Origin of the sequence: Nonomuraea lactucae, assembly GCF_003313395.1 — a bacterium.
Lineage (GTDB): Bacteria > Actinomycetota > Actinomycetes > Streptosporangiales > Streptosporangiaceae > Nonomuraea > Nonomuraea lactucae.
Genome location: NZ_QNFZ01000014.1, coordinates 22,999 through 35,723, shown reverse-complemented (window position 1 = coordinate 35,723; position 12,725 = coordinate 22,999). Strand labels below are relative to the sequence as shown.

Here is a 12,725-nt window from a genome sequence, read left to right as displayed (position 1 = left end):
GGCGCGCCCTCGGCGAGCCACGCGGCCGGTGTCGCGTCCGGTCGCGGAGGGCGCGCCGCCGCGCTTCCGGCAACGGTCTGAGCTGATCCACTTCTTGCGCGTCTCCTTCACTCCTGGTTAGGTTGAGCCGTCCAACGCGGGAGCCCGGTGTGACCGGGCTGAGAGGACGGCTACCGACAGCCGCCGACCGCCAGAACCTGCTCCGGGTAATGCCGGCGAAGGGAGTTGCGCGATGGAGCGCGCGCGTTTTTCCAAGATCTACACCGGTGATCTCCGGGTCCCCATGCGCGAGGTGCTGCTGTCCAACGGTGATCGGGTACGCCTGTACGACACGTCCGGGCCGTACACCGACCCCTCGGCGGACACCGACGTGACGCGGGGCCTGCCCCCGCTCCGCAGGGAGTGGATCCTCGCCCGGGGAGACGTGACCGACTACGACGGCCGGCCCGTGCCGCCCGGACCGGCCGGACGTCCGCTGCGCGCGAAGGGCGCGCCGGTGACGCAGCTCGCCTACGCCCGCGCCGGGCAGATCACCCGCGAAATGGAGTTCGTGGCCGTCAGGGAAGGGGTGACGCCGGAGTTCGTCCGGGGCGAGGTGGCCTCGGGGCGGGCCATCATCCCCGCGAACGTCAACCACCCCGAGAGCGAACCGATGATCATCGGCCGCAACTTCCTGGTGAAGATCAACGCCAACATCGGCAACTCGGCCGTCACCTCCTCCATCGAGGAGGAGGTGGAGAAGATGACCTGGGCCACCCGCTGGGGAGCCGACACCGTCATGGACCTGTCGACCGGCCGCGACATCCACGCCACCCGCGAGTGGATCATACGCAACTCCCCCGTGCCCGTCGGGACCGTGCCCATCTACCAGGCACTGGAGAAGGTCAACGGGGCCGCCGCCGACCTGTCGTGGGAGGTCTACCGCGACACCCTGATCGAGCAGTGCGAGCAGGGCGTCGACTACATGACCGTGCACGCCGGCGTGCGGCTGGCGTACGTGCCGCTGACCGTCCACCGCAAGACCGGGATCGTCTCCCGCGGCGGCTCGATCATGGCGGCCTGGTGCCTCGCACACCACCGCGAGAGCTTCCTCTACGAGCACTTCGCCGACATGTGCGAGATCTTCAGCGCGTACGACGTGGCGTTCTCCCTCGGCGACGGGCTGCGGCCCGGCTCGATCGCCGACGCCAACGACGAGGCGCAGTTCGCGGAGCTGCGCACGCTGGGCGAGCTGACCGCCATCGCCCGCGAGCACGGTGTCCAGGTGATGGTCGAGGGGCCCGGCCACGTGCCCATGCACAAGATCAAGGAGAACGTCGACCTGCAGCGCGAGGTGTGCGACGACGCCCCCTTCTACACGCTGGGCCCGCTGGTCACCGACATCGCCCCCGGCTACGACCACATCACCTCCGGCATCGGCGCGGCCATGATCGGCTGGTACGGCACCGCCATGCTCTGCTACGTCACCCCCAAGGAGCACCTGGGCCTGCCGAACAGGGACGACGTGAAGACAGGTGTGATCACGTACAAGATCGCGGCGCACGCGGCGGACCTCGCCAAGGGGCACCCGCTCGCCCGGTCCTGGGACGACGCGCTGTCCGACGCCCGGTTCGAGTTCCGCTGGGAGGACCAGTTCGACCTGTCGCTCGACCCCGACACCGCCCGGTCGTTCCACGACGAGACGCTGCCCGCGGCCCCCGCCAAGACCGCCCACTTCTGCTCCATGTGCGGCCCCAAATTCTGCTCCATGAAGATCAGCCAGGATGTGCGGCGCTTCGCCGAGCAGCGCGGGCTGCCGGAGTCCGAGGCGCTCGCCGCCGGCCTGGCCGTGAAGTCGGCCGAGTTCCGCGAGCAGGGCGGGCAGGTCTACGTGCCGCCCCCGGGTGAGAGCCCGGAGACTACGCGCGGGTGATGCTGAAGCTCGTGCAGAACGGGTGGAGCATGCGTCCGGTCAGCCGGGTGGGCCGGGAGTCCCGGAGGGAGGCGGTGAGCCCCACCATCACGTAGCCGTAGGGCTGTTCGATCCAGTGGCCGGGCAGCAGCCGCAGCTCGCCACCGGCGACGCGCCCGTGGACGGTGAAGGCGCCCCGGGGGACACGCTTGTTGGCCGCGGTCGGCCCGAGGTCGAGCCGGGCGGACACGAAGCCGTCCGCGGCCTGTGCGCCGACGGTCAGGCGCATGGACGTCTCACCTTGCGCGCAGTGATAGGTGCCCTGCCAGACGCCGGACAGGTCGAAGGCGCGGGACGGCGGGGCGGCGGGCGCCGCCGTGGGACGGCGGGCGCACGGCGGGTCGTACGGGATGTCCGGGCCCACGTGCTGCCGCCAGTCCTCCCGCGTCATCGAGGCCGCCGAGAGGAGGCAGATCCGGTCCATGACCGCGCCGGTGTCCATGGACCAGATCGTGACGGTGTTGTCCCGGCTGCCGGACGCCATGGTCTTCCCGTCGGGGCTGAACGCGACGCTGCGGACGTCGGCGCTGTGCCCGATGAACGGCTCGCCGAGCGGGGTGGGGCTTTTCGGGTCGGTGACGTTCCAGATCCGGATGGTGCTGTCCTGGCTGCCGGACGCCATGGTCTTCCCGTCGGGGCTGAACGCGACCATGTTGACGGCGTCGTTGTGGGCGCCGCGGAGCCGGCTCAGCGGCTTCATCACCCTCGGGTCGGAGACGTCCCACAGCTGGATGGCCTCGTTGCTGTTGACGCTGGCCAGGACCCGGCCGTCCGGCGAGAACTCCACCGACTCCTGCTGGTACCCGCTGGTGCCCTCGGCGAGGCGCCGCGGCGAGCCGGGCTCGGAGACGTCCCAAAGAACGACCTTGCCGTCGCCGTGCCCGATGGCGAGCAGGCGCCCGCTGCGGGAGAAGGCCACGGCGAACGCGGGGAAGCCGCGGCGGGTGGTCGCGCCCAGCAACCTGGGGGCGGACGGGGTCGTGACGTCCCAGAGCCGCACGCCACCGTCGGGGTTCCCGACGGCCAGCACGGCGCCGTCGGGCCGGAAGACCGGTGACAGGACGGCCTCGCCTCCGTTGGGCAGGGGGTCCCCGAGCGTACGAGGCGCGGAGAAATCGGACACATTCCACAGCCGCACGCGGCTGAAGTCGGCGAACGTGGCGAGCAGCCGCCCGTCGGGGCTCCACGCGGACTCGGTCTTGAAGAGGCCGCGATGGGCGGGCACCTGTACGCCCAACGGCCGGAGCTCCGCCGGGTCGGAGACGTCCCAGAACCTGACGGACTGGTCGTCGCTCGTGGTGGCGACCTTGGTGCCGTCGCGGCTGAACACGGCGGACCTCACCGTCGAGGAGTGGCCGATGAGCTCGGAGCGCGGCAGGCTCCACAGCCGGACCACGTAGTCGTCACTGGCGGTCACCAGGCGGCGGCCGTCGGGGCTGAAACGGACCGTGTCGATGTCGTGGGTGTGCCCGGTCAGCGGCGGGCCGACCTGCGTGGGGCGCTGGGGATCGGCCATGTTCCAGAGCCGCACGGTCTGGTCCTGGCTGGCGGTCGCCATGAGCAGCCCGTCGGGGCTGAACGAGATGTCCCCGAGGGTGTTGGTGTGCCCGGTGAGGGCGAAGCCGGCCAGCTCGGGCTTGGCCCGGCTCTTGACCTCGTACAGGGCGACCATGCCGCGCAGGCCGCTGGTGGCGAGGTGTCTCCCGTCCGGGCTGAAGGCGGCCGCCTCGGTGTCGATCTCTTCGTCGAGCGACTTCGGGTGCCTGAGGTCGGTGAGATCCCACATCTGGGACTCCCCGAACTGGCGTGTGCTGAACAGCGTGCGGCCGTCCGGGCTGAACTCCATCCCGTTGGCGGTGGTCGAGTCCGTGCTGACCAGGCGGCTGCTCATCTTGACGGGCCGCCGCGGGTCGGAGACGTCCCACAGGTCGATCGCGCTGCCCAGGCCGGTGCCCGCCATGATCTTCCCGTCGGGGCTCAGCGCGACGGCGCTGTCGTCCTCCGGTTTCCCGCCGTTGTCGGTCTGGCTGAGCAGGACGGGACGGGACGGGTTGGAGACGTCCCACAGCCGGAACACCCGGTCCCAGTCGGCGCTCGCCATGAGCCGCCCGTCGTTGCTGAACACGACGGTGTTGACCTGTTTCTGGCCGTCGGTGATCGGCGGGCCGAGCGGCGCGGGGTTCGCCGGGTCGGAGACGTCCCACAGCCGGATCGTGCTGTCCCAGCTCGAACTGGCGACGGTGCGGCCGTCGGGGCTGTAGGCGACGGAGGTGACCTTGTCGGTGTGCCCCCTCAGCGGGATGGACAGCGCGAACAACTGGGTGCCGAGGACGCGCTGAGCGGTGGCGGGGCTGGGCCGCAGCCGGTGCGCGACGAGCGCGAGCTGCGCCGACTTCGACAGGTCGGTGGCCCGTAGCCGGTCGGATTCGGTGACCACCCGGTTGTAGACGGCGAGGTCACGCTGGGCGAGCGCGTCGTTCCGCTGCTGGAGGGCGAAGACGGCGGCCGTGGTGGCGACGAGGCTGAGGACGGTCAACGTACCGATGATCACGTTGCGGCGGCGCGTGGTCCGCCGCTGGAGCCGGTCGGATGCCTCGAGGAACTCCGCGACGGGTGCCGTCAGCGGGCTGACGGCCCGGCGGGCCCAGGCGCGGGCCTGGTCGAGCAGCGCTCCCCGGTAGAGGACGTCCGCGTCGCTCGTCCGGTGCCAGGCGGTCGCGGCCTCGCCGAGCGCCTGCTCGATGAGCTGGTCCTCCCGGTTCGCGGTGATCCAGTCGCGCAGCCGGGGCCAGCTGCGCAGCAGCTCGTCGTGCGTGATCGTGACGGTCTCGCGGTCGGAGGTGAGCAGCCGGGCGTCGGTGAAGGCGTCGATGACCTCGCGGGCGGTCGCGGGGTCGTGGCTGGAGTCGACCAGCTCGCCGCGCGTACGGGCCCTCCTCACGTCGGGGGTGCCGGTGTCGCCGAGTTTGACCAGCTGGACCAGCAGGCGCGGCGTCATGGCCTGGCCCGCCGGGCTGAGCCCGGCGAGGGTGCGGTCGGCGGTGGTGGCGATGGCCCCACTGATGCCTCCGGTGGTCAGGTAGCCGGCGACCGTCAGCGTGTGCCCGTTGCGCTGCTGCCAGCTGGCGCGCAGGGCGTGGGCCAGGAGAGGGAGGCGGCCGGCCTCGTAGTCGCCTTCGGGGCCGGCGCCGAGGTCGCGTAACAGCAGTTCGACCAGGCCGGGTTCGACGATCAGACCTTCGCGGCGGGCGGGATAGAGGATGGTGTCCCGCAGTTCCTCGACGGTCATGCTCTTGAGCAGCAGCGGGCTGTCCTGGAGCGCGGCCAGGAGGAGCGGGTGGCGGAGGCAGGCGCTGTAGAAGTCCGCGCGCAGGCCGATCACGACCCAGCCGACCCGCTCGGCGAGCCGGCCGAGCAGCTCGAGGAACTGCCGGCGTTCGCCGAGGTCCGCGCAGAGGGTGAATAGCTCCTCGAACTGGTCGACGACCACGACGGCCGGGGTGTCGCCCAGATGCCGCTGGAGCATGTCGGCGCACTCCGCGGGGATCACCGGGTTGCCGGTGACGGCGGCGACCTGCGCGGCGAGGGCGGCGACGGGATGAACGCCGGGTGTCAGCCAGAGCCGCGCCCACCGGCTGGAGCCGGGCAGCTTGGACGCCTTGAGCTCGGGCAGCAGCCCGGCGCCGAGCAGCGAGGACTTGCCGGCACCTGAGGGCGCGATGATCATTTGGACGCCGGACCGCCGCCGGTCCAGCAGGCCGAGCAGGTTGGCGAGCACCTTGTCGCGCCCGCAGTACCACTCGGACTGGTCGGGCCCGAACGCCGCGAGGCCGGGGTACGGGCAGATGTCCGTGGTCTGGCCGGGGATCGTGCGGCGCAGGACACGAGTGCCGTCTTCGAGATAGAAATGCAGATCTCCGGCCGCCTGGTTGATGCTCGCCGAATCCTCCGCATGAGCCTCAAAGCGTATCTGTGGTTCTTCTTCGCGCTCGTCCATCAACTTTCACGGTAAATCAGCGACCAGGGCGCGCGCGCGAATAACCCGTTTCGTTACCTCGACCCGCCAATTTACCCGGATAAAGCGCGATAAGTCGGGATAAGGGTGGCTGCCATCCGGCGCGACAGATCAGAAATTCCCGGCCATGATGGGGGCATGGCCAAGCGCGCACTGTTCAGGGTCGCGGCGGCGCTCTGCGCGGCGCTCGCCCTGGCCCTCGGCACCGCGGTCGTGGGCCTCGACGCCGCCGACAAGCTCGCGAGCGTGCTCGGGCTGGTCGTGGCGCTCGCCGGCCTCGCCGTGAGCCTGCGCGGCATGGCACGAACCCGCACCCGGGAGAGCGAGGCGACCGTGGATCGACTCACCGGTACCGAAGCCGTCTCACTGGTGAACGCCATGGGGGGTGACAACTGGAGGCAGGCGGAGGTGGCGCTGCTCAGGCTCTGGCGCGACACCCTCCCCGACCGGCTCCCGGACGTCGAGGCGGCTCTCGTGGAGACCCGCCGCGAACTGTCGGCCGCGCGCCCGGACACCGCCCCGGCCGTCCATGACGAACTCGTCTCGGAATGGCAGGGGCGGCTCCGCCGGCACGCGCTCGCCGACCCCGCATTCGCGGCCGCCTTACGCCGCCTCATCGCCGAGAAGATCGCACCTCTCACCCCACAAGCCCCACCGCGTTCACCGCGAATAGAGATGAACGCCACCGGCTACGACCGAGCGCGAATCCAGCAATCAGCCGGAGACATGTATATCAATCAGCAGAACGACTAGAACGCCCCCGATGGAGCCGCGCGTCGCCCCGCCTTCCGCACCGATGCCCCACGGCGCCCGTAGCCGTCGCCGTGGGAAGGGCTGTGGGAAGGGCTGTGGGAAGGGCTTACGCGCCGCGGCCGTCGCACTGCTGCTTGCGCTGCCCGCCTGCACCGCCGGACCAGCCACCCCACCGAGGCCCGCGGCGACCTCCACGGCCACCCCGGCGAAGCCCCCCGCCGACCCTCCGGATGTCCGGGCGGAAGCCGAACGGCTGGTGCGCGCGGGCGCGCCGGGAGCGGTGGCTTACGTCCTGGACGGCGAGCGCGTCTGGCAGGCCGCCGCGGGCAGCGCCCACAAGGGGGAGCCGATGCGGACCGGCCACCGGTTCCGGATCGCCAGCATCACCAAGACCTTCACCGCCGCCCTCGTGCTCCAGCTCGTACGCGAGGGACGGCTGTCGGTCACCGACGAGGTCGAGCGCCTGCTCCCCGGCGTGATCAGCACCCGGGCGACCGTGGCGGACCTGCTCAGGCACACCAGCGGCATCCCCGACTATCTGACCTCGCCCGGCTTCACCAGGGCGCTGAAGGGCGGCGGTCACCTGAAGAGGTGGCCGCCGCGCGAGCTCGTCGCCCATGCAGGCGCCGCAGGCCCGCCCGGCACCTTCGCCTACTCCAACACCAACTACATCCTCCTCGGCATGACCCTGGAGAAGCTGCGCCGCAGGCCGTACGGACAGCTGGTCCGAGGGCGGATCGCCCTCCCCGCGACCGAGCTGCCGGCCGCCCTGACCCCCGCGAACCTCGCGCGCGGCCGGGACGGGGCCACCAGAGTGCACGCGTCGATCTTCTGGAGCGCCGGCGGGCTCGTCTCGACCGCCGCGGACGTGGCCGCCTTCTACCGGTCCCTCTTCGGCGGTGCCCGGCCCGAGGGCCGGGCGATGCGCGAGGGCAGGTTCGGCGTCTTCGCCGAGCGGCTCGGCTGCGGCGCGCACGTCCTCACCCACTCCGGCCTGATACTGGGGTACGGCGGCGCCGCCATGAGCACCGAGGACGGCCGCCGCGTGGTCGTGGTACAGGTCAACGCGAGCATGGCCGGCGACGCCATCGCCGCGGCGCAACGGCTCATGTGCGGTTGACTCCGGAGACTGGGCTTGAGTCTCCACCAGAGGGAGGCACCAGGGTGAGCGCATGAACGGCGACAGGCTCTACTCGATCGGCGAGCTGGCCCGGATGGCGGGGCTGACGGTCAAGACCATCAGGTTCTACTCCGACCGTGGGATCGTGCCGCCGACCGACCGAAGTCCGGCCGGCTACCGCTTCTACGGCATCGACGCGCTCGCCCGCCTGGACCTCGTCCGAACGCTGCGCGCCCTGGGCCTGGACCTTCCCACGATCACGAAGATCGTGGACCGGCAGATCTCGCTTGCCGAGGTCGCCGCGGCCCACGCCGAGGCACTCGAGGTGCGGATCCGGGTGCTACGCCTGCGGCGCTCGGTGCTGGCGGCGGTGGCCAGGCGCGGCTCCACCCCAGAGGAGATGGAACTCATGCACAGGCTCGCCAAGTTGTCGCGGGACGAACGCCGACGTCTGATCGGCGACTTCCTCGACGCCGCCTTCGGCGGCCTGGACGCCGATCCGGCAGTCACGGCGATCCGGTGCTCGATGACCCCCGAACTCCCCGACGACCCGGACGCCGAGCAGGTCGAGGCGTGGGTGGACCTGGCCGAGCTTTCGCAGGACCCGGACTTCCGCGCCGGCCTGCGGCACATGGCCGAACAGCACGCGGCCGAGCGTGACACCACTGGAGGAGTCCCGCGCCGCGACCTGGTCGCCATGGTCCGTGACCAGGTGGCCCCGGCCCTGACAGCCGGCCTCGCTCCGGCCTCCCCGCAGGCCGACCCCGTCGTGGCGGCGATCGCGGCGCACTACGCGCGCATCCTCGGCCACCCCGAGCACGCCGACCACGCCGACCTCCGGCACAGGCTGCTGACCCGGCTGGAGACCGCGAACGACCCCCGCAGGGAGCAGTACCTCCAGTCCCTCGCCGTCATCAACGGCTGGCCGGCCCCGGAAAGCACGGCCCCCGCGCTCGACTGGCTCATCCAGGCCCTGCGCGCCCGGTTGCCCGGGTAGAGCGCGAACCCGTTTCCACGCGGCGGCACAGCACGGCCCCCGCCGCCTGCGCTCTCCAGACGGCGGGGGCCATGCGCTGTTCACCCGAAAAGGGGCCGTTCACCCGAGACGGGCGTTCACATGAGAAGGTGCTACTCGCTCACCGTGTGGCCGTGATCGTGGTCGTCACCGCCACCGCCGGTGCCGGGAGTGGTGGAGCCGGGGGTCCCGCTGCCGGGCAGTTCCTTGCTGTAGGCGTAGACCAGCGCGGCGGTCGCCACGGCGCCCGAGTTGATCGCCAGGGCCTCGTCGTTGATGTTGGCGAGGTTGTCGCACTCCTGGTGGTAGCACTTGTCGTAGGCCACACCCGCCTGGCCGCCGAACTTCGCTGCCTCGTCCTCGGTCTTGATGCCCTCGGCGCCGGTGAACAGGCCACCGGCCGGGATGCCGACCTCGATGAAGGGGCCGTAGTCGGAGCGCCCGGTGAAGTCGGTGCCGACGAACGGCTTGCCGATCGTGGTGTAGTACTTCTCGAAGAGCTTCTCGATCTTGTCGGATCCGGGCGGTCCGGCCGGGGCGCCGACACCGTCGGAGTCGTCGCCGTCGTAGATTCCGAACGTGTAGTTCGGCGAGGCGATCATGTCGAAGTTCAGGTACAGCTTGATCTTGGCTCTCTCCTCGGCGGAGAGGTTGGCCACGTGGTGCTCGGAGCCGAGCAGGCCGAGCTCCTCGGCGCCCCAGAAGTAGAAGCGGAGCTTGTTCTTGGTGGGCAGGGGTGCCAGCCTCAGCGCGGTCTCCAGGATCGCCGCGCTGCCCGAGCCGTTGTCGTTGATCCCCGGCCCGGCGACCACGCTGTCGAGGTGCGCGCCGAGGGCGACGACCTTGTCGGGGTTGCCTGAGCGGTGGTCGGCGATGATGTTGCGGGTCTTGCGGTGCAGGTCGCTCTCGGTCCTGGTCTTGAGCTGAACGGCGGTGCCGGCCGATGCGAGCTCGTTGCCGGCGGCGAAGGTGGTGCCCACGACCGGGATGGTGAACGGGACGCCGAGGGTGCCGTTCAGCAGCCCGTCACGGCCGGGCTGGCCCTCGTTGAAGATGATCACCGCACTGGCGCCGGCGGCCAGCGCGTTCTCCACCTTGATCTGGAAGGTGCAGGTGCCACGCTGGAGCAGGGCGATGTTGCCCGCCGTGAATCCGGCGAAGTCGCTCGCCTCGCACCCGGAGGTGGAGCTCGGCGCGGGGGTCGGCGGGAGGACCAGGTCCACACCCTGGACGGTGCCACTGACGTCACCCGACCCGGAGTACGTCATGGTCGCGAAGTCCGTATCGGGGACGTACGTCTTGGGGCTGGGAGCGGTCCTCGCTAAGGCCGGCTTCTCCAGTTCCCGGAAGAACGGGAACTCGAACTCCTGGAGCGTGACCCGATAGCCGGCCTTGCGCAGCTTGCCGGCGACGTAGTCCACCGACCGGTCGAAGCCCGGGGTGCCCGAGGCGCGCGTGCCGCCGTTGGCGTTGGCGATCTCCTGCAGCTTCTCCAGGTGCCGCTTCACCGTGGGCGCGGTGAGGCTCCTGCTGAACGCCGCGGGATCGGGGTCCGCGCTGGCCGGGGCGGCCGAGACGAGGGGGAGAGCCATGGCCGAGGCCGCGGTGACGGCGGCCAGCACGCTCCGATACGCGCGTTTGCGCATGCGAAACTCCTCTATCACCAGTAGAGCCGGACAACCTCCGTAATCGCGATCAAAGGGAACATAGTGTTACTTACTAAGATCTTGAAAGCCCTGGCTCGAATTTGTTATCGACCGGAGTCGTAACCAGTCGTCCGGAGGGAGCCACATCCGGGACCCCGGGCCGACCCTCGACCAGAAACGGAAACTCAATATCCACAGCCGCCAACGCTCCGACGTGATCATGCAGCCAGGGATCAGGGATGCGGTCCGAACAGCGGTCGCCCGGTCGAAATACCCGGTTGCTCTGGCCGGAATGCCGCTGAAAGGATCACGGCCATGCCCGCCTTCCCCGCCCACGATGGAACCGACCTCGCCTACCACGTGTTCGGAGCGGGCCACCCGGTGATCTGCCTACCGGGCGGCCCGATGCAGGACTCGGTCTACCTCGGGGACCTCGGCGGCCTGTCGGCCCATCGACAGCTGATCATGGTGGACCCTCGGGGCACCGGCCGGTCCGGGACACCGGCGGACGCCACCTCGTACCGCTGTGACCGGCTCGTCGATGACGTCGAGGCCCTGCGCGAGCACCTCGATCTTGACCAGTTGGACCTGCTCGGGCACTCCGCGGGCGCGAACCTCGCTGTTCTCTATGCGGCCCGGCGCCCGGCACGTGTCCGCAAGCTCGCTCTGATCACCCCCAGCACCAGGGCCGTCGGCATCGAGGCCACCGGGGAGTCCCGGCTCGCGACCGCGCGGCTCCGCGGGGACGAGCCCTGGTTCGGACCGGCCTACGCGGCCCTTGAGGAGATCGTGGCCGGCAACGTCACCACCGGCAACAGGAAGGCCATCGACCCCTTCCTCTACGGGCGATGGGACGCGGCGGCACAGGCCCACCAGGCGACCCACGACCGCCGCCGGAACGCCGAAGCCGCGGCCGCCTTCGGCGCCGAGGGCGCGTTCCACCCGGACGCCACTCGCGCGGCACTCGCCGCCTTCCACGCCCCGGTGCTGCTGCTCGCCGGAGAGTTCGACCTGAACACGCCCCCGAGCGCCGCGGCCGAATTCGCCGAGTTGTTCCCGAACGCCGAGTTCGCCGTTCAACCAGAGGCAGGCCATCATCCATGGCTCGACGACCCCGACAGGTTCGTCGCGACGACCGCGACGTTCCTCGGCTGAGCGTCGACCCGCAGCAGACCGGGAGAGTCAGCGGATGATCCGACCGTGGTACGCGGCCGACACCAATGGCCCCAGGCGCGCGTGGGCCGCCCGAAACGACTCACGGAACCGGCCAGAGCCCCAGGACCGGGCGACCTGCTCGAAGGTCTCCCAACTGGAGAACGCAGGCACAGAAACCCATCCCGGTCCGGCCATCCGGTCCAACGACGCCTCGAGCCCCTCCTCGCCGACCACCCAGTCCTCGTACGCGGTGATCCGGTCCGCCGAGCCGGGCACGCCCGGCAGCGTCACCCCGGCCGCAAGACGCTCGCGCCCGCGCCGCCGGAGCAGCCCCGCGTCAAGCGGGCCCTCGGACGCAGGGCCCCCCGGGTGCGTGTGGCGCGTCCACGACGGCAGCACGACGCCTCCAGCGGTCGACCCGCTCGCCCCGCTCGACCGCCCGAACACGAGCCCGGACGCCAGACCCCTGATCGCCTGCCCAGCCCAACCCCTTGAACATCCGGCGACAACAACATCGTGACAGATCGGGTGGAAGTAGCCTGAGCGCCATGCACCAGCCCGCGCCCTTCTCCCCATGGAGCCAGCCGAGCCGGCCGAGCCAGCCGCCCCCACCCGTACCCTCCGGGGCGCAGGCGTATCTCATCCTCGATGTGAGGCGACACTGGATCGGCTTCATGCTGAGCATGATCACCCCCAAGATCATCCTCAACGGCCACCAGACTCTGGGCAGATGGGGCCGCAACACGATCCCACTTCCTCCCGGCCAGTACCACCTTCACATCCACCTGCCCTATTTCCTCCCCCCACAGATCGGCCCCGCGGACCTGACGGTCCTGCTCCAGCCCGGAATGGCGCTCGAACTCGAATACCGCGCCCCCATGTGGGCCTACTCCCGAGGCGCCCTCGGCCCCGCCCCCCAACCATGGAACGGAAAGGGCTGCGTGATCGCCCTGCTGGCGGTCGCGGGGGGCCTACTGGCGCTCATGCTGATGCTGATCGTCATCGCGACACTCTCGCTCAGCTGAACCCGCCGCGGTCTCCGCTGAGCCCGCCGCATTCTCGGAGGCCGC

Annotated in this window: 9 protein-coding genes and 1 riboswitch; of the genes, 6 read left to right on the top strand and 3 right to left on the bottom strand. The window is 70.7% G+C overall.

Annotated elements, in window-relative coordinates; genetic code table 11:
• The first annotated feature begins 126 nt into the window (after window positions 1–126).
• Window positions 127–241, top strand: a riboswitch (TPP riboswitch).
• Entirely contained in the window at window positions 233–1,912 is a 1,680-nt protein-coding gene (thiC, locus tag DQW85_RS00890; RefSeq protein ID WP_113698581.1) for a phosphomethylpyrimidine synthase ThiC, read from the top strand. Its footprint overlaps the riboswitch before it by 9 nt.
• Here the strand turns inward: thiC and DQW85_RS00885 are convergent.
• Window positions 1,899–5,948, bottom strand: coding sequence for a WD40 repeat domain-containing protein (locus DQW85_RS00885; RefSeq protein WP_113698580.1), 4,050 nt, complete (start codon window positions 5,946–5,948; stop codon window positions 1,899–1,901). The genes thiC and DQW85_RS00885 overlap by 14 nt on opposite strands.
• Before the next feature lie 156 nt (window positions 5,949–6,104).
• On the opposite strand from DQW85_RS00885, the gene DQW85_RS00880 reads away from it, so the two are divergent.
• The 3 genes from DQW85_RS00880 to DQW85_RS00870 are packed head-to-tail and all read left to right on the top strand — an operon-like array spanning window position 6,105 to window position 8,836.
• Window positions 6,105–6,719 (top strand): hypothetical protein, encoded by a 615-nt coding sequence (locus tag DQW85_RS00880; RefSeq protein WP_113698579.1) that lies wholly within the window; start codon window positions 6,105–6,107, stop codon window positions 6,717–6,719.
• Between the two features lie 10 nt (window positions 6,720–6,729).
• Window positions 6,730–7,839 carry a serine hydrolase gene (locus tag DQW85_RS00875; protein ID WP_113698578.1) on the top strand — a complete coding sequence of 370 codons (1,110 nt, stop codon included), beginning with the start codon at window positions 6,730–6,732 and terminating at the stop codon, window positions 7,837–7,839.
• Window positions 7,840–7,891: 52 nt separating this feature from the next.
• Window positions 7,892–8,836, top strand: coding sequence for a MerR family transcriptional regulator (locus DQW85_RS00870; RefSeq protein WP_113698577.1), 945 nt, complete (start codon window positions 7,892–7,894; stop codon window positions 8,834–8,836).
• Window positions 8,837–8,967: 131 nt separating this feature from the next.
• On the opposite strand, the gene DQW85_RS00865 is transcribed toward DQW85_RS00870, so the two are convergent.
• On the bottom strand, window positions 8,968–10,500 hold the full coding sequence (locus tag DQW85_RS00865) for a M28 family metallopeptidase (RefSeq protein WP_113698576.1): 1,533 nt from the start codon (window positions 10,498–10,500) through the stop codon (window positions 8,968–8,970).
• A gap of 315 nt (window positions 10,501–10,815) precedes the next feature.
• On the opposite strand from DQW85_RS00865, the gene DQW85_RS00860 reads away from it, so the two are divergent.
• The gene (locus DQW85_RS00860) at window positions 10,816–11,655 is read left to right on the top strand and encodes an alpha/beta fold hydrolase (protein WP_113698575.1); all 840 of its coding nucleotides are present in this window, start codon (window positions 10,816–10,818) and stop codon (window positions 11,653–11,655) included.
• 27 nt (window positions 11,656–11,682) lie between these two features.
• Here DQW85_RS00860 and DQW85_RS00855 read toward each other — a convergent pair whose 3' ends face one another.
• Entirely contained in the window at window positions 11,683–11,946 is a 264-nt protein-coding gene (locus DQW85_RS00855; protein WP_162794626.1) for a hypothetical protein, read from the bottom strand.
• A 359-nt stretch (window positions 11,947–12,305) separates the two neighbouring features.
• Here DQW85_RS00855 and DQW85_RS00850 point away from each other — a divergent pair, with 359 nt between their 5' ends.
• Window positions 12,306–12,680: a hypothetical protein gene (locus DQW85_RS00850; RefSeq protein WP_205314774.1), complete on the top strand. Its 375-nt coding sequence runs from the start codon at window positions 12,306–12,308 to the stop codon at window positions 12,678–12,680.
• Window positions 12,681–12,725 lie beyond the last annotated feature (45 nt).